Source organism: Deltaproteobacteria bacterium, assembly GCA_009692615.1.
Classification (GTDB): Bacteria; Desulfobacterota; Binatia; order UBA9968; family UBA9968; genus DP-20.
In genome coordinates this window covers 12495-29175 of sequence record SHYW01000062.1, presented here as the reverse complement: position 1 = coordinate 29175, position 16681 = coordinate 12495, and the positions used below count along the sequence as shown (strand labels likewise).

The following is a 16681-nucleotide window of genomic DNA, read 5'->3' as shown; positions in this document are numbered from 1 at the left end:
GCTTGCTCTGCTTTTTCTTTCTCGCCCACGCCAAACTCGCAAACGTTGTCTGCTCCCCCACGCTCTTTCCTCCCGCCTCACCTTGTCGGTCTTTCTGCTCTTCGTTATTAGACGACTTGCTAGATGACTTGTTCAGAGATTCCTTAGGTATTTCTCTTGGCCCTGTAGCCGCCAATCGGACATAGTTCTTTCCCTCTCTGTCTTGATTATCTTGTGATCGTCGCGGAATTAACAACGGCTTTCGAGCCATGCTCTCGATGCTGCCACTCCCAGGCGATCACGAGCGCGCCCAGTGCGAAACCGGCGAAGTCGGCGAACAGCAGATAATTATTGGTCGACGGAAGTAGCAGCATCAACGCAGCGATCCAAAGCAGGCCGCGCTTGGTCCATGTTAGCGGGCGGAATAAATAGCCGGCGCAGCCGGCGGCGAGCAAGACGACGCCGATGCTGGCGGTGACGATGGCGATGATTATTTCTTTCGCCGTGCCGATGAAGATCAATGGCGGATGCAGTGCGAAGATAAACGGCACGATGTAGGCGGCGATGCCGAGGCGCATGGCGGTCCAGCCGGTTTGCCAGAAGTTCGCATGGGCGATGGACGCGGCGATGTAGACGGGCAAACAGTCGGGCGGCGTGATCAGTGAGACCATGCCGAAGTAGAAGAGAAACAGATGGGCGGCCAGCGGCGGGATTCCCAGCTGTATCAACGCCGGCGCGGCGAGGACTGCGAGGGTGATGTAGACGACCGTGGTCGGTAGCGGCAGGCCGAGGAAGAGGCAGCCCAACGCGGTAATGAGCAGCAGTAGATAAATATTATTGCCGGAGAGCGTGACTAGCAGCAGGGAGATTTTGAAGGTGAAACCGGAGAGATGGAGTGCGCCGATGACGATGCCGGCGAGCGCGGTGATGACGGCGATGTCGAGCAGCGTTTTGCCGGTCTCTTCGAAGGCGGCGACGATTTTCTTGAACGACGGGCGGGTTTCTTTTTGCAGCGCGCCGACGACTAAGACGCCGATCACCGCGACCATGCCGGCTTTGCCGGCTTCCCAGTTCTCGATCATCAGTGTGTAGACGAGGATCGACAGCGGGATCAGAAAAACCCAGCCCAAGCGAATGACGCTGCGGAATTTGGGGATTTGATCCGGCGGCAACCCCAGCAAGCCGCGCTTGGCCGCTTCCAAGTCGATCTGCGTGAACAGCGCGAGATAGTAGAGCATGGCTGGGACGGACGCGGCGAGGGCGATCTGGCCGTAGGGGATATTTAGAAATTCCGCCATGAGAAAAGCCGCGGCGCCCATGACTGGCGGGGTGATTTGACCGCCGTTGGACGCCACCGCTTCGACGGCGGCGGCGAGATGGGCCGGAAACCCGGTGCTCTTCATCAGCGGTATGGTGATGGCGCCGTCGACCACGACATTCGCCACAGCGCTGCCCGAAACCGTGCCGAAGAGCGCGGATGAAACAACCGAGACTTTCGCCGGGCCGCCGCGGTAACGGCCGGTGGCGATGAGCGCTAGGTCGGTGAGAAATTTATCGCCGCCGACGGCGTAGAGCGCTTGGCCGAATAAAATAAAAGCGACCACCACGCCGGCGGCGACGTCGATGGGTAATCCGAACATCGCGTTCGAGTCTAAGTATAGATAGCTGGCGATGCGCGCCCAGGAGGGGCTCTTGGAATAAAAAATGCCGGGCAGATGTTCGGCGAATCTGGTGTAGAGAATTACCGCCAGCGCTAACCATGCCAACGTGCCGCCGGCGACGCGGCGGGTCGCTTCGAGCAGTAACACGATGGCAAGGCCGCCGAAGATCCAGCGATCGGGCGAGAGTATGCCAAGACGATAGGCAATGATCGGATACAAAATCGTGACGTAGAGTCCGATGGCGAGGCCGCCGAGCGCGAGCAGCCAGTCATACCAAGGAACGCTGTCGCCCACTTGTTTGGGAAAAGCTTTGACGGCGAGAAACACGCTGCCGAGGCCGAGGGCGAGAAACAGCGCGAGATATTGCTGCTTAAAGAAAGTAACTTCGAAGTGGTGGTGGATTTCCAGCGCCCACAACGAACCGAGCACGGTGATCGTAATCAGCAACGTGCGCAAGATCGCCGCCGGCGCGCCGGTGAGCTTGCGAAAACGTCCAGGTGTAGCGGCGAGCTCGTCACTCATGGTAAATGATCAAACCGTTCAAATCGTTCAAGCGCTGCGCTCAGTTCCAGCCGTTCAAGCCGTTGAAGCGGAAGTCACGGATTTACAGCTAATAGTCGTTTCTGCGTGTCGTCCATTTTCGCCGGCCAAACGTTTTTCTCTTTGTAAAACTGCACGGCGGCCGGGTGATAGGCCATGGTCGCGTCGAGCGTGACGGCGCGCTCGCGGGTCCACTCTTGCAGCGAGGGGTGCAGCGGCGCGAGCTTGTCGATGTTGTCCCAGATCGCTTTCAAAGCCGCGCTGATGACGTCGTTCGACAAAGCTTTGTGGCCGACCAAATACATGTCGTATGCTTGCACGCAGGTGTCGCCGATGATGCCGGTTGAGTGGCCGGACTTGAGCATCGTCAGATAGTAACCAGGCACGGCTTTCTTGACGCGCGCTTCGCCTTGGGGCGAGCAGTCGAGGGAAACGCAACGCACGCCAACGGCGGCATCCGCTTCTTTGATCTTGGCCGAAGCGACAGTGTGATTGCTGACCTCCGCGCGTCCTTGCACCAGCGCGTCGATGCCTTCGTTGACCGCGGGCACCGGCACGACTTTGACGTCATCCCAAGTCAATCCGCCGCTGGTGAGGGAACCGTAGACGCTGAACCAGACCGCGAGGTGCGCCGGGTATTCGCCGGTGACTCTTTTACCTTTGACGTCCGCGACGGTTTTGATCGCTCCGTCCTTTTTAGAAACTAAACTGGTGAGTAACGGCGAACCGCGCATGATCAGCCGAGTATTCGGCGTGAACGGTAGCGGGTTACGTCCGGTAACCTTCAGCTTCGGTCCTTGATAGGCCATAGCCATATCGACGGCGTTGATAATGCCGTAATCGATCTCGCCACTGTCCAACAACGGCAAGAACGTGCTGCTACCGGTGTAAGGCTGAACGATCGCCTGCATCGGCCCGGCGCCGCTGATAACTTTGGCGAGTCCGCTCGCTACGGAATAAAATAGCGAACCGGCGGGATTGGTGCCGATGGTTGTCGAGGCAGGAAGCTTCTGCGCGTGCGCGGAATTCACACCAACAAAGATCGCAGCGACGATACCAACGTACACGAAACCGCGAATTATTGATTTACTAACAAACATAGCTTGTCTCCCGTCCGAACCCATCACTCCAACATTCCATTTCGTCTTCCTTCTACGGATTCACTGCCAGCAGTCGTTTCTGGGTCTCGTCCATTTTCGCATTCCACAAATTCTTTTCCTTGTAGAACTGCACGGCGGCGGGATGATACGGCACCGTTACGTCGGCCGACGCGGCGCGCTCTCGGGTCCATTCTTGGAACTGCGCGTGGAGCGGCGGCAGCTTGTCGATATTTTCCCAGATCGCTTTGAGGCTAGCCTGGACCACATCGTTGGATAACCCTTTGTGCCCGAGCATGTAGATGTCGTAAGTGAGAACACAGGTGTCGGTGATAATGCCGGTGGAGAGACCTGACTTGAGCGTGGTCGTCACATAGCCCGGCACAGCTTTTCTAACTCGCGCATCGCCTTGCGCGCTACAATCGATCGGAATATAGCGCGCCCCGACGGCGGCGTCCGCTTCTTTTACTTTTGCTGCGCCAACGGAATGGATACTCACATCGGCGCGCCCTTGCACAACGGCGTCGATGCCTTCGTTAAGCGCGGGGACTGGGACGACCTTTACATCGTCCCAGCTGAGACCGGCGCTCGCGAGCGCAGCATAGCCGTGATACCAGATCGCGATGTTCGCCGGGTACTCGCCGGTGACGCGCTTGCCTTTGATTTCGTGTACGCTTTTGATGCCGTCCTTTTTTCCAACTAGACCGACGAACAAAGGCGAGCCGCGCATAATCAGCCGCGCGTTGGGCACATGGGGCAACGGGTTTTTTCCGCCGATTTTTAGTTTCACTGGTCCCTGGTAAGCGAGATTGGTTTCGACGGTATTGACAATGGCGAAGTCGAGTTCGCCGCTGTCGAGCAGCGGCAATAGGGTACTGGTGCCAGTGTAAGGCTGCACGATCGACTGCATCGGCCCCGCGCCGCTGATCACCTTTGCCAAGCCCGCTCCCACGGCGTAGAAAACCGTACCCGCGGGATTGGCGCCGATGGTCACGGAAGGCGGGAGTTTTTGCGCGTAGGCAGTTGCCAACGAAAAAATTAGGGTGACGCTAAACGTTACCGACAATCGAATTAGCAAGGTGCGAATTAACATAAGCTTCCTCCGTTTTGAACCCAGCACTCCAATACTCCATCACTCCATTTGGCCCGGCAATCTTCGTTACGGTTTCCACGCCAGCAGTTTCTTTTGCACTTCGTCCATCTTTGCCGGCCAGGCGCCGGCGTCTTTGAAATAGCGCACCGCGGCCGGATGGTAGGGCAGGGTCACTTCGGGATCGACGGCGCGGGCTTTGGTCCATTCGGCGAAGCCGGGATGGAACTGCGGCAGCTTGTCGATGTTGACCCAGATCGCTTGCAGGACGCTGCGCACGACGGCGTCGGGTAGTTTGGCGTGGCCGACGAGATAAATGTCGTAGGTGTAGGCGCAGATGTCTTCGAGGATGCCTGACGCCGAGCCGCCTTTGACGGTGGATAAATAATATCCTGGGATCGCTTTCTTGATTCTTTCCTCGCCGACTTTGGTGCAATCCAGCGATAGGAAGCGAATACCGACGGCGGCGTCGGCTTCTTTCAGCTTCGCCGAGCCGATCGCGTGAGTGGTCACATCGGCGCGGCCTTGGATGAGCGCATCGACGCCTTCGTTGACCGCCGGCACCGGCACGACTTTCACATCATTCCAATTAAGCCCGGCATTCGATAGCGCGCCGAACATGTTGTACCAGACCGCCAGCTGGGCCGGATATTCGCCGGTGGCGCGTTTGCCTTTGACATCGGCCAAAGTTTTGATCGGCGAATCTTTTCTGACGATGAAGCTGCTGCGCAGCGGCGAGCCGCGCATGATCAAGCGCGAGCTCGGGGCATGGGGAAAAGGATTGCGGCCGCCGACTTGAAATTTCGGCCCATGGTAAACCATGCCCATGTCGACGGCGTTGACCACGCCGAAGTCGAGCTCGCCGCTGTCGAACAGCGGAACAAAAGTGCTGGTGCCGGAGTAGGGCTGCACCTGCGCCTGGATCGCCGCCGAATCGCTGACCACTTTCGCCAAGCCGCTGGCTAAAGCGTAGAACAAAGAACCCGGCGGGTTCGAGCCGATGCCGATCGATTTGGGCAGTTGCTGGGCGTGAACGGTGATGGCGATCGTGAGAAGCGTTATCGCGATCAAGCCAAAGAAAAATTTCGGTCGCATGGAATCTCCTATCAAATCGGCGGTCATTATAATGCGAACATGGTGATGACGTCAATGTAATTCGAGAGTAAATGGCAAATCGAAAAATGAGCGGCAGCGTGTCTGGCTGTTAGGTCGACCGGCGCGTCGACCCTATACGTCGTCGGAATTACTTGCCCCACAATTCCTTGGTCGCCAGCCGCGCGCCTTCGGCCATGGCTTCGAACTTGGCCCAGCAGATTTGCGCGCTGCCGACGCGCGGGCCGAGGCCGCAGTCGGTGCCGGCCATGACGTTCTCTTTGCCGACGATCTTGGCGTAGCGCACCAAACGGTCGGCGATCGCTTGCGGATGTTCGACGATATCCGTCGCGTGGCCGACGACGCCGGGGACCAGGACTTTGCCGGCGGGCAACTTTACTTCTTCCCAAACGCGCCATTCATGTTCGTGGCGCGGGTTGGCGGCTTCGATGGAAATCGTATCGGCGTTCACTTTTAAAATGATGTCGATGATATCGCGCAGCGGGATGTCATACTTGTGCGGGCCGTGATAACTGCCCCAGCAGGTGTGAAAACGCACGCGGTCGGGCGGGATATCGCGCAGGCCGTGATTCAATGCTTCGACGCGCAGCTCGGCGTACTTACGATATTCCGGCACGGTCATCTTCGACATGAACTGCCAGCCGTCGGGTAAATCCGGATCGTCGATCTGTAAAAGAAAGCCGGCGTCGACGATCGCTTTGTACTCTTCATGCATGGCGTCGGCGATGGCGACAAGATAAGCCTCGTCGTTGGCGTAATGATCGTTCTTCATCCAGTGCTCGATGGTGCCGGGGGCGACGGCGGGCAGAAACGCTTCTTCATATTTCAGCCCTTGCAGGGCGGTTTGGAAGTCGAGGATTTCCGCCTTCAACGATTCGTGGCCGACATATTTCAGCGGCGCGTTGCAAAATACCCGCTTGACGTTGTCGCCGCGGTGGTACGTGCGCGCTTGAAAATAGTCGCTGAACTCGGTCAGGTCGCGGGCGAAGATCGTCGAGGCTTGATCGCTGGCTTTGACTTCCCGTTCGATGAATCCGCTCAAACGGTCGCGGGCGTAGCGCGAAAAGTTGGACTTGCCCTGCTCGCCGTCGTTGATAATGTCGAGGCCGCAGGCGATTTGTTTCTTGACGATGTCCGCCACCGCGCCGCTGACGCGTTTAGTGAACGCTTGTTGGTCGACGGAATTGCCGGAAGCTTGGGCGTTGTGCATTTCTTTTAAATCTGCCGGCAGCGGTAGTGCGCCGGCGTGGGTCGTGAGAATTCGCTCGCTGCTGTATTTCATTTAGCTTCCTTTACTTTCTGATTACCATCGTCAACGCGGAGTGTCCGCGACCTTCTGCGCGAAACTAAAATCGAATACCCGTTCCGGCGCCGGCACTTGAGCTAGCTTAGTGCGCTGGGCGGCGGTGGCGATCATCTCGCGCTGAAGCTTTTCGTCGACGGTGCCGCTAACGAGAAAGTATTGCATTGCCGCGTCGTAAACGCGCTCGGCGTATTTGTCGCGGTCTTTTCCCATATCAAGGAACGGGCCGCGAATAAACTCGATGGCGTATCTTTTGTCGCTGCGCATCAAGCGCAGCGCTTTTTGCGTGGCGCGGATAACTTTGATCACCAGTTCCGGTTTGTCGTTGATCACCGCTTTGGTCGTCGTCAGGCCGCCCTGAACCGCGCGATAGACATCGGCGCCAGCGGCAAGCTTTCTGAAGCCTTCGTCCTGGGCGATAAAATTTTGCGGCATCTGCAGCATGGTGGCGTCGATAGTGCCGGCCTTCAACGCCACCCAGGTAATATCGCTGGTGCCCAGCGGCAGCATCGTCACTTGATCCAGCGCAATCTTGTTAGCGATGAGGATTTGCCTGGCGATGATTTCAGTCAGTGAGCCGGGCGCGGAGATGCCGATCTTCTTGCCGCGTAGCTGCGCAACGCTAGTGATGCTCGGCACCGAGATCATTTCAAAGGACGGTTTGTCCGAGAGCGCAAAGACGACGCGCACGTCGGCGCCATTGACCGCGGCGCTGATCGCGGTTCCCGTCGCCGTGCCGAAGTCGACGCCGCCGGCAAGCATCGCTTGCACGGTTTGGATCGCCTTCATGAAGACGAATTCCGGCTCCAATCCCTCCTCGCGGAAAAAGCCGCGGTCGCGAGCGATCATGAACGGCATGTCGAGGGTGCTGCGCGAGACATAGGCGATGCGGAAGGTCGTGAGCTTGGCGGATTTCTCGGCGGCTTGAAGACCTTCGATCGCGCTGAAGGCGAAGCTTGCTAGCGCGCACAGCACGGCTAGACTTTGTCTCGACAGGTTCATGAGTCGCACTCCATTCCTTACGGGTTGGGAAGGGAACTCGAAACTCAAAACTCGGAACGCCAAACTTATTTTACGCGTAAGTGTCGTAAATGCCGTCGAACTTGTTGAGCTTGAAGCGCACCATGTTTTTCGCCGAGACCCGGACCGCTTCTTTGTCACGATCGGTGACGGCGAACTTGGCCACGGTATCCGCAGCCATCGCCGTGTGCTCCATGTCGACTTTACCGTGCACCGCGAAGAAGGTGCGCGCGCGGCTGTCGACGCCGTAATGTTTTTCCAGGGCGGCGTTGAACTCGTCGGAGTAGCGCTGCACCATCGTTTCATTAACCAACGCGCCGACGCGGTTTTCCGCCAGCGCGCCAACCAACATACCGCGGACGATCGCTCCGGTATGGGCGCAGCATTCGAAGATCATGATGCCGTGGTCAAAGTCGTCGTCGCTGAGGCCGATGGCCAGGCCGAAGCGCCGCATCAGACCGGGATGAGATTGCTCCTCGGTGAATAGCTCGATGAACTGCTCGTACATTTCCTGGTTGTTGGCGTTGCGCACCATGGAAAAAGCCAAACCTTTGTTGATCACATGATTGGAAAGGTAATGCTGCACGGCGAAACCTTGAATGCGCTTCTTGGAAAGTTTGCCGGCGCGCAGTTCGGTGAAGAAGCGCGTGTTCATCAACTGTTCCACGCCGGGACGGATGATTTCGCTCAGGACGGATTCGACAAATTCTTTGGACATAAGCTTTCCCCTAAATTTTTTTTTTGTAACTGAACAGTGGCAGAGCGAAGGATGGACTGTCAAGCGGCGCGCGATCGGTTTGACAGTGAAGTTCGAGGCTACTAAACGTTAGGCAGTCGATGGGGCGCGAAGATGGCGATTGCGAAACTAGCTGAGCTGGAATTTTATTACGATGTGCAGGGAAGCGGTGAACCGGTGCTGTTGGCGCCGGCATCGTGGTGGCCATCGGCGACTTGGAATGTCGGCGTCGTGCCGTTTTTAGCTAAGCGCTTCAAGACGATTATTTTCGATTGCCGCGGTACTGGCAAAAGTAGCCAGCCGCCAAATGGCTATTCCGTGACGCAGTTTGCCGAGGATTGCATCGCCTTGCTGGCAAATCTTGGCGTGTCGCGCTGCCACGCTGTTGGTTTCGCGCTCGGCGGGCAGATGATGCAGGCCATGGCGATTGAGCGGCCTGATCTGGTGGCAACGCTGACCATCGCTGCTTCGGGAGCCGGAGTGAAAACGCTAGCCGGTGGACAAAGAAGTTTGTCGCCGGATACCGAGCGGGAAATTGGCGCCATCGGCTTCGAGCGCTACATTCGCAACTATATCGAGAACGATACGATGGCTTTTAATTCCATTTTTTATCGTGAACATTCCGAAATCGTCGCGGCATTGGCCGACGCCGTTTGGTCAGGTCAGAGTACCGTAGAAATGTTTCGCCGCCACGAAGAGGCGCGGCTTACTTGGGACACCTTGGGTAAGGCTGCTGAAGTCAAAGTGCCGACGTTGGTAATTTGCGGCGCCGATGACGATGTCGCCCGTCGCGGCAGCACGCCGGTGGGAACGGCGCGCCGTTTGGCTGAGGCGACGACTGGCGCTGAGCTGTTCTTGATTCCTGACACCAAGCATATGACGTTCTGGGACGGCAGTGGCGGGCTGGTGGCGCTGGAAGAATTTTTATCGCGCCATCCGCTTCGGCCTTAGCGATAACATTTCGCTTGAGATCGCGGTCTATCTCGCGCTACAAACGGGAGAGGGCGACCGGCCGGTCGCCCCTACATCGGAATCGGATGATTGACCGCAAAGAACGCAAAAAAATCCCGAGAGTAAATCCGAGGTAGGGGCGTATGGCATACGCCCTGGGGTGGCGGGGTAGCGGCCCTTCTCATTGAAATGGCTAGTGCGACAAACCAGGTGTGAGGTAAAAGATGCCGACGGCGAATTTTGGCGATCTGACTATTTACTACGAAAGCCAAGGTGCGGGCGATGCGGTGCTGCTCTGCCCACCGTCATGGTGGCCTTGCGACACTTGGAATGTCGGCGTGGTACCGTTTCTCGCCAAGAAATTTCGCACGATTATTTTTGACTGCCGCGGCACCGGCCATTCGAGCAAGCCGGATCATGGCTACACGATCGAGCAGTTCGCCAAGGACTGTGGTGGGCTGTTGGATCATTTAAAAATTACCCGTTGCCACGCGGCGGGTTTTGCCCTCGGTGGTCAGATTGCCCAGGCGTTGGCGATCCAGCGTCCCGACTTGGTTGCGAGTTTGACCATCGCCGCGGCTGGTGCTGGCGCCAAAGCCACTGACGGCGGGCCGCGGGTGATTCGCAACACCGACGAAGAGGAAATTCGCCAGCATGGTTTCGAGAAGTTCATCCGCGGCCACATCGAGAATACCCATATGGCGTTTGACGAAAAGTTTTTCGCCGCCCATCAAGACGTGGTCAAAGCGTTGTCCGATGCGTTGTGGAAACGGCAGACCAGTCCCGAACAACATCGCTATCACTACGAGGCGCGGCGAACTTGGGATACTTTGGGCAATGCGCCGAAAGTAAAAGTGCCGGCGTTGATCATGTGCGGCGCCGGCGACGACGTGAACCGCGGCGGCAGCACGCCTGTCGGCACGGCGCGCAAATTGGCTGAGTTGGTTGCCGGCTGCGAGCTAGCGCTGGTGCCGGATGTGAAGCATATGACGTTTTGGGATGGCGACGGGGCGTTGCGATCGTTGCAAGATTTTTTGCTGCGTCATCCGATCGCCAAGTAGGAGCGAACATCATGCGAAAAACCCGGACTGTAGTGATCGAAATCCTATTCGTCTTATTCGTCCTATTGTTCAGCGGCGTTGCTCATTCACAGGAGAAGGCAAAGAGCGACGGCGTCACTCAACTTTACGCCGCGGCTAAGAAGGAAGGCGTGGTGGTAATCTGGGGGCCCACCGACGCGATCATTTACCAGCGCATGCAAGAAGCGCTCGACAAACAGTATCCGGGCATCAAGATCGAGCATTTCGAAAGCATTCCCGAGCCGCTGGTGCAACGCATCATCGCCGAAAGCCAGGCCGGCAAGCCGGCGGCGGTGGATATAATACAGTCCGGTTCGCTGCGCGCGCTGCGGCCTTTGATCGATCGCGACATGCTCGCCGCGGTTCCGGCATGGGAAAAGGATTTTGGCCTCGACGCGGTCTACGCCAATCAACGTTTTGTCGGCGCCTACAATCTCACGCTGCCGATTTCCTACAACACCAAAATGGTCAGCGCCAAGGATGCGCCCAAGAGCTGGGAAGAACTCGCCGAGCCGAAATGGAAAGGCCGGAAAATAATTATCGAAGCGCGTTTGGTGCCGTTCGCCGTGCTCGGCACCGAGTGGGGCAAGTCCAAAGCCGCCGAGCTGACCAAAAAAATTCTCGCGCAGCAGCCGATCATCGTTCAGGGCGGCACCACCGTCGCCAAAGCGCTGGCCGGCGGCCAGGTGCAAGTCGCCGTCGGTACCTACGCGTATACGATTGAAGGACTGAAAAAGCAGGGCGCGCCGGTGGATTGGGTGCCGGTCTCGCCGTTGCCGGTGCTGACGTCGGCGGAAGGCGTGCTCAAAACCGCGGCGCATCCCAACGCCGCGCGCTTCATCGCCGGCTGGATCGGCTCGCCGGACGGGCAGAAGATTAGATACGCGACTTCCGGTCAGGCGTTGGAAGTCGGCAGAAACGCCATCGGACTCGTAGCGGAGAGGATCAAGGCGGCGCAGCCGGCGATTATTCTGGAAACCGAGAAAACCTTCGCGACGATTCTGGAAATTCAGCGCGAGCTCGGCAAGATGCTCGGCGCGCTGAGGTAAAACCCCTCCTTCATTCTCCCCCGCGTCAGCCTTAGGCTGATCCGTCCTTTGGCGGACGCGGGGGAGGAAAGAGGTGGGGGCACGAGATTGTTCCATCCATGAGCGTATCGTCATCCACCGTCGCCAACGACATTCAGCTCAAACATCGCTCATTGGCGCGACGCTTTTCCATTCAATCCCTGATTCTCGGCTTAACCCTCGCCGTCGTCTCTTATCTCGTTCTCGTTCCGCTGTTCATGTTGCTCTACGCTAGCGTCAAGAGCACCGAAGATAAGTTGCCCTTCGAATCCACCGTCACGTCGCTCGCCAATTATGCGTTGGTTTTTACCAGTCCATCGATGGCGGCGATTTTTTTCGACACGCTTCTTTTTACCGCAGGTTCTCTAGCCGTCGGTCTTCCAGTGGCAATTCTTTTGGCTTGGTTATTGGAACGGACGGCTATCCGTGGGCGCGCGTGGATTGCCAACGCGATCCTGGTGCCGATGACGATTCCGTCGTTGCTTTCGGCCATCGCCTGGATTCAGTTGCTCGATCCGCGCACCGGTCTGGTCAATGTCGTGTTGCGAAATGTTTTCGCGGCTTCGAGCGACAGCGGACCGTTCGATATCTATTCGCTCTACGGCATGTGCTTCGTCCAAGGTCTGCGTCTGGTACCTTCAGCTTATTTAATGATCGCGGCGTCGTTTCGCGCCATGGACCCGTCGCTGGAAGAGCAGAGCGCGATGGCCGGTCGGAGTATCGCGCAAACGACATTTAAAATCACCTTGCCGATCATGCGTCCGGCGCTCTTGGCGGCGTTGATTTACTTTATCATCGTCGTGATCGAGTCCTTCGACATTCCCGGTTTGCTCGGTTTCACCGCGCGCATTCGCGTGCTCAGCACGGCGATCTATTGGGCGACGCACTCGGAAGTGGGACTGCCCGATTACGGGCTGGCTTCGGCTTTGGGAACGATTATCTTAGCCGCGGCGTTGCTGTTGATTTGGATTTACCAGCGGCTGACCGCGCATCAAGAGCGCTTCGCGACCATCACCGGCAAAGGCTATCGGCCGCGCCAAGTCAGCTTAGGCGCTTGGAGCGGAGCGGCGACGGCGTTTTGCCTGTGCTACATTTTCGTTGCCGTGCTGCTGCCATTCGTGATGTTGCTCTGGACCAGCGTGCAACCGTTTTACGCGGTGCCTTCGGCGGAATCGCTCTCGCGCGTGAGCTTCGATGGCTATTTAAATATTTGGCGCGATCGCAGCGTGGTGCGCGCCATGTGGAATACCACCGTGCTGGCGCTGGTGACGTCGGTGGCGACGATTTTTCTCGCCGTTCTAGTCAGCTGGTTTGTCGTGCGGCGCCAACGGACGGGCAATGGGCTGGCGAATTATCTCGCCACCGTGTCGTTTCTGCCCCAGTGCGTGCCGAGCATCGTCATCGGCCTGGCCTTCATCTTCGTCTATGTACGCTTCCCGATTCCCATCTACGGCACGCTCTGGATCATCGCCTTGGCGCTGACGACGAGATATCTCGCCTACGGTTCGCGGGCGACGACCGCCGCGCTGATGCAGGTGCACGGCGAATTGGAAGAAGCCTCGCAAATGTCCGGCGCGCCATGGACCAAGACGCTGCGCCGGATTACCATGCCGCTGTTGGCACCGGCGCTGATCAATGTCTTTCTCTGGGTGGCGGTGCACGCGATGCAGGAGCTTTCGATGGCGATCATGCTTTACAATCCCGACACTGTCGTCGTTTCGACCATGATCTGGAGCATGTGGCAAAATGGCCGCACGTCGGACGCGGCGGTGTTGGGCGTGGTTTTGATTTTGCTCTCCGCCTTGCTGCTGCTTGGCGCCCAAGCGTTTTCTTTTTTTCGCGGCCGATCGCAACTGCAACCATGATTCGCGTCGAAAGTTTACAAAAGAGTTTCGCCGGCGCCAAGGGCGAAGTGCGCGCCTTGCGCGGCGTGTCGTTTGAAATTGACAAGGGGCAGTTGTTCACTCTGCTCGGGCCGAGCGGCTGCGGCAAGACCACGACGCTGCGCTGTATCGCCGGGTTGGAGCAGCCCTTGGCCGGCGAAATTTCAATTCATGATCGTCTGGTGTTCAGTTCGTTCAGCAGAGTCTTCATCGCGCCGGAACAGCGCCGCATCGGCATGGTGTTTCAGTCCTACGCAATCTGGCCGCATATGACCGTGGCGCAGAACGTCGCCTATCCGCTGCCCAGTGCTCTAAGCCGCAATGAAATAGCTCAGCGCGTGGATAAAATCCTTGCGCGTCTCGGGCTCGGCGAATTGGGCGATCGCTTGGCGCCGAATCTGAGCGGCGGGCAACAACAACGAGTCGCGCTGGCGCGGGCCTTGGTCGCAGAACCGCAAGTGCTGTTGCTTGACGAGCCGCTCAGCAATCTCGACGCCAAACTGCGCGAGCAGATGAGCTTCGAGCTTAAAACGCTGCATGAGTCGCTCAACATCACGACGGTCTACGTCACCCACGATCAAGAGGAAGCGTTGGCGCTGTCGGATCGCATCGGATTGATGCATGAGGGCGCGCTGCTCGAAGTCGGCGCGCCGCTAGAATTATACACCCGGCCGGCGCACCGGATCACCGCGGATTTTCTCGGCAGCGCGAATTTCATTCCCGCTCAAGTCGAGCGGTCGGGTAATGTTGCTTGGGATGAAATGTTGTTGAGTACAGCGCTCGGTAAATTTGTCTCGCTGCGCAGTCCGGAATGGCAGCCGGGCATGGCCGCGTCATTATTCTTTCGCCCGGAGAACGTCGAATTGTTGACCGGGAGTGAAGCTCTAGCGCGTGAAACTAATCACGGTTCGGCGCTGGTCGAGCGCGCGACGTTTCTCGGTAACTCCGCGGATGTGATGCTGCGCTGCGGTGAGATTCTCTTGCGCGTCCGGGCTCATCCCGCGCGGGTGCCGCGTACGGGCGAGCAAGTGAGTTTTTCCGTGGCGCCGGATTCGTGCATCGTGTTTCCGGCGTGAGATGTTGACGATTTCTTACCCTCGCCCATTCCGATGGGAGAGGGCAGGGTGAGGGCAAGGGCGACCGCCGGTCGCCCCTACAAGAGCCCTCACCTCAATCCTCTCCCAGAGGGAGAGGATGTAAGAAAAGGAGCACGAAACAATCTATGGCTGTTCCAACTACTATCGAATGGCAACTTTACACCAAGATGCTGACCACGCGGGTCTTCGAGGAAGCGCTGGTGCGTTGGGAGCATGAGAAAAAACATTCGGCGCAGACTTTTCCCAGCAAAGGGCAGGAAGCGATCGCCATCGGTACTTGTCTGGCATTGAAAAAGGGCGACGATGTGCTGCCGTCGTTTCGCACTCGCGGCGCCATGATCGGTATGGGCATTAGCATCGAAGAACAACTGCGCGAGTTCTTACACACGCCTTCGGCTGTCGGCGACTCGCGCGATGCGCCGCATCATGCGTCGTGGCCGGAACGCGGCGTGATGCCCGGTTCGACGATGATCGGCGGCCATCTGGCGATGGCGGCGGGAGTCGCGTTGGCGAATCAATGCGACAAGAAAAGTAACGTAAGCGTCGCTTTCTTCGGCGACGGGACATTGGGTTCCGGCGATCTGCACGAAACCATGCATATCGCCGGCGCGTGGAATCTGCCGCTGATATTTGTCTGCGAGAACAACGGTTGGGAGATGGCGACGCCGTGGCCCAAGGTACGCAAGCAGCGCTCGCTGATTCCCTACGCCGAGCCATTTGGATTTGCCACGCGCCAGGTCGACGGCAACGATGCTCTGGATGTTTACCACGCGGCGCGCTGGGCGCGTGGGATGGCGTTGAATGGACAGCCGGTGTTTCTCGATTGCTTCACGTTTCGTCTCGGCCTTTACAGTTCCCACTTCGGCGAAGTGCGCCCGGGCATCGAGCAAGAATTAGCCGAGGCGGAGAGGCGCGATCCGTTGACACGCTTGGCTGAGTGGCTGATTGCAAATGGTTTAGCGTCTGCAAGCGATCTTGAAAGATTGCAGCAGGAAGAAATGAAAAGGATCGAGGAAGCGTTCAAGAAAGTCGCGGCCGAATTATTGTAGGGGCGACCGGCCGGTCGCCCTTATGCGCAACAACCTAAAACTCAGAGGAAATTCCAAAATGACCTCGTTAAATTACCGCGACGCCGTCGGCAAAGCGCTGCAAGATTCCATGCGCGATGAGCCGCGCTTGATCGTCATCGGACAGAATCTCGCCGCTCACGCGCTCAAACCGCTAGCCGATGCTTACGGCTTGGATCGCGTGCGCGATTGTTCGATCAGCGAGAGTGCCATGGTCGGCATGGCTGTCGGCGCGGCGATGAAAGGGATGAAGGCGGTCGTCATGATCGCTTACGCCGATATCGCTTCGGTGTGCCACATGGCGATCGTGCAGAGCGCCGCGAAGCTGCATTACTTGACCAATGGACGGCTGCGATGTCCGGTGATTATTCGCCTGCCGATCGCGCGCTTTCGTGGCCATGGTCCCGAGGGCAATGAGGTTGGGGTGTCGTGGTTTTACAACGTCCCGGATCTAAACATCGCCATGCCCGGCTCGCCGAGCGAAGCGTATTGGAGTTTTCGCGAAGCGCTGACGCGGCCGACGCCGACTTTGTTTTTCGAAGACCGTTCGATTCATCTGCGCAGCGGCGATGTCGGCGACGACAATCCCGGCGGTAAATCTCAAGTCACGCGCAGCGGTGACAAGTTGACGATCATTGCCGCCGGCCGCTGCGCGGCGTTGGCCGAAGACGCCGCCGACGAGCTGGCAAAATCGGGTCAGCGCGACGCGGTCGAAGTAGTCAGTTTAGGATTCATCAAGCCGCTCGATAGCGATACGGTGCTCAAGTCATCGAGCAAAACCGGCCGTGTGCTGATTATTCAAGATGAGCCCGAGTGGGCCGGTTACGCCCCCTACGTGCGCTGCGTGCTCGACCGTCTGCCGGCGGGCAAGCTCGCATCGGTGCCGAAGATAATCCACGGCGCCGATCAGTTTTTGCCGTATTGGGATGAGCGGCCGTTCGTGCCGTCGCTCGAAAGCGTCGTTGCCGAGGCGAAAGAATTGACGCAAGGATAGTGAG

Annotated in this window: 14 protein-coding genes; 7 read left to right on the top strand and 7 right to left on the bottom strand. The window is 58.1% G+C overall.

Annotated features, from left to right (window positions below; all coding sequences use genetic code 11):
• Window positions 1-206: 206 nt before the first annotated feature.
• From EXR70_15385 to EXR70_15355, 7 genes are all read right to left on the bottom strand, one after another.
• Window positions 207-2162, bottom strand: a complete 1956-nt coding sequence (locus tag EXR70_15385) for a TRAP transporter fused permease subunit (GenBank protein ID MSP39869.1) — start codon at window positions 2160-2162, stop codon at window positions 207-209.
• 74 nt (window positions 2163-2236) lie between these two features.
• Window positions 2237-3304, bottom strand: coding sequence for a TAXI family TRAP transporter solute-binding subunit (locus tag EXR70_15380; GenBank protein ID MSP39868.1), 1068 nt, complete (start codon window positions 3302-3304; stop codon window positions 2237-2239).
• 28 nt (window positions 3305-3332) lie between these two features.
• Complete coding sequence (locus EXR70_15375) at window positions 3333-4370, bottom strand: TAXI family TRAP transporter solute-binding subunit (GenBank protein MSP39867.1); 1038 nt, start codon at window positions 4368-4370, stop codon at window positions 3333-3335.
• Between the two features lie 66 nt (window positions 4371-4436).
• Window positions 4437-5489: a TAXI family TRAP transporter solute-binding subunit gene (locus tag EXR70_15370; GenBank protein MSP39866.1), complete on the bottom strand. Its 1053-nt coding sequence runs from the start codon at window positions 5487-5489 to the stop codon at window positions 4437-4439.
• 121 nt (window positions 5490-5610) lie between these two features.
• Complete coding sequence (locus EXR70_15365; GenBank protein ID MSP39865.1) at window positions 5611-6762, bottom strand: hypothetical protein; 1152 nt, start codon at window positions 6760-6762, stop codon at window positions 5611-5613.
• A 30-nt stretch (window positions 6763-6792) separates the two neighbouring features.
• Window positions 6793-7785, bottom strand: a complete 993-nt coding sequence (locus EXR70_15360) for an ABC transporter substrate-binding protein (protein MSP39864.1) — start codon at window positions 7783-7785, stop codon at window positions 6793-6795.
• 70 nt (window positions 7786-7855) lie between these two features.
• Window positions 7856-8521, bottom strand: coding sequence for a hypothetical protein (locus tag EXR70_15355; protein ID MSP39863.1), 666 nt, complete (start codon window positions 8519-8521; stop codon window positions 7856-7858).
• A 132-nt stretch (window positions 8522-8653) separates the two neighbouring features.
• Between EXR70_15355 and EXR70_15350 the strand changes: the two genes are divergently transcribed.
• The 7 genes from EXR70_15350 (at window position 8654) to EXR70_15320 (ending at window position 16677) form a co-directional block, all read left to right on the top strand.
• Entirely contained in the window at window positions 8654-9490 is an 837-nt protein-coding gene (locus EXR70_15350) for an alpha/beta hydrolase (protein MSP39862.1), read from the top strand.
• A gap of 224 nt (window positions 9491-9714) precedes the next feature.
• Entirely contained in the window at window positions 9715-10551 is an 837-nt protein-coding gene (locus tag EXR70_15345; protein ID MSP39861.1) for an alpha/beta fold hydrolase, read from the top strand.
• A gap of 11 nt (window positions 10552-10562) precedes the next feature.
• Window positions 10563-11618 (top strand): extracellular solute-binding protein, encoded by a 1056-nt coding sequence (locus EXR70_15340; GenBank protein MSP39860.1) that lies wholly within the window; start codon window positions 10563-10565, stop codon window positions 11616-11618.
• Window positions 11619-11716: 98 nt separating this feature from the next.
• Window positions 11717-13501 (top strand): iron ABC transporter permease, encoded by a 1785-nt coding sequence (locus EXR70_15335; GenBank protein ID MSP39859.1) that lies wholly within the window; start codon window positions 11717-11719, stop codon window positions 13499-13501.
• Window positions 13498-14595, top strand: coding sequence for an ABC transporter ATP-binding protein (locus EXR70_15330; protein MSP39858.1), 1098 nt, complete (start codon window positions 13498-13500; stop codon window positions 14593-14595). Before EXR70_15335 ends, EXR70_15330 begins: the two co-directional genes overlap by 4 nt.
• Before the next feature lie 146 nt (window positions 14596-14741).
• A complete protein-coding gene (locus EXR70_15325) occupies window positions 14742-15665 on the top strand; it encodes a thiamine pyrophosphate-dependent dehydrogenase E1 component subunit alpha (GenBank protein MSP39857.1) in 924 nt (307 codons plus the stop codon).
• Window positions 15666-15687: 22 nt separating this feature from the next.
• Window positions 15688-16677 (top strand): hypothetical protein, encoded by a 990-nt coding sequence (locus EXR70_15320; GenBank protein ID MSP39856.1) that lies wholly within the window; start codon window positions 15688-15690, stop codon window positions 16675-16677.
• Window positions 16678-16681: the final 4 nt, after the last annotated feature.

Coding starts and splice junctions, on each gene's coding strand:
- EXR70_15385 (MSP39869.1), bottom strand. CDS start 2,162: ATGAGTGACGAGCTCGCCGCTACACCTGGACGTTTTCGCAAGCTCACC.
- EXR70_15380 (MSP39868.1), bottom strand. CDS start 3,304: ATGGGTTCGGACGGGAGACAAGCTATGTTTGTTAGTAAATCAATAATT.
- EXR70_15375 (MSP39867.1), bottom strand. CDS start 4,370: ATGTTAATTCGCACCTTGCTAATTCGATTGTCGGTAACGTTTAGCGTC.
- EXR70_15370 (MSP39866.1), bottom strand. CDS start 5,489: ATGACCGCCGATTTGATAGGAGATTCCATGCGACCGAAATTTTTCTTT.
- EXR70_15365 (MSP39865.1), bottom strand. CDS start 6,762: ATGAAATACAGCAGCGAGCGAATTCTCACGACCCACGCCGGCGCACTA.
- EXR70_15360 (MSP39864.1), bottom strand. CDS start 7,785: ATGAACCTGTCGAGACAAAGTCTAGCCGTGCTGTGCGCGCTAGCAAGC.
- EXR70_15355 (MSP39863.1), bottom strand. CDS start 8,521: ATGTCCAAAGAATTTGTCGAATCCGTCCTGAGCGAAATCATCCGTCCC.
- EXR70_15350 (MSP39862.1), top strand. CDS start 8,654: ATGGCGATTGCGAAACTAGCTGAGCTGGAATTTTATTACGATGTGCAG.
- EXR70_15345 (MSP39861.1), top strand. CDS start 9,715: ATGCCGACGGCGAATTTTGGCGATCTGACTATTTACTACGAAAGCCAA.
- EXR70_15340 (MSP39860.1), top strand. CDS start 10,563: ATGCGAAAAACCCGGACTGTAGTGATCGAAATCCTATTCGTCTTATTC.
- EXR70_15335 (MSP39859.1), top strand. CDS start 11,717: ATGAGCGTATCGTCATCCACCGTCGCCAACGACATTCAGCTCAAACAT.
- EXR70_15330 (MSP39858.1), top strand. CDS start 13,498: ATGATTCGCGTCGAAAGTTTACAAAAGAGTTTCGCCGGCGCCAAGGGC.
- EXR70_15325 (MSP39857.1), top strand. CDS start 14,742: ATGGCTGTTCCAACTACTATCGAATGGCAACTTTACACCAAGATGCTG.
- EXR70_15320 (MSP39856.1), top strand. CDS start 15,688: ATGCGCAACAACCTAAAACTCAGAGGAAATTCCAAAATGACCTCGTTA.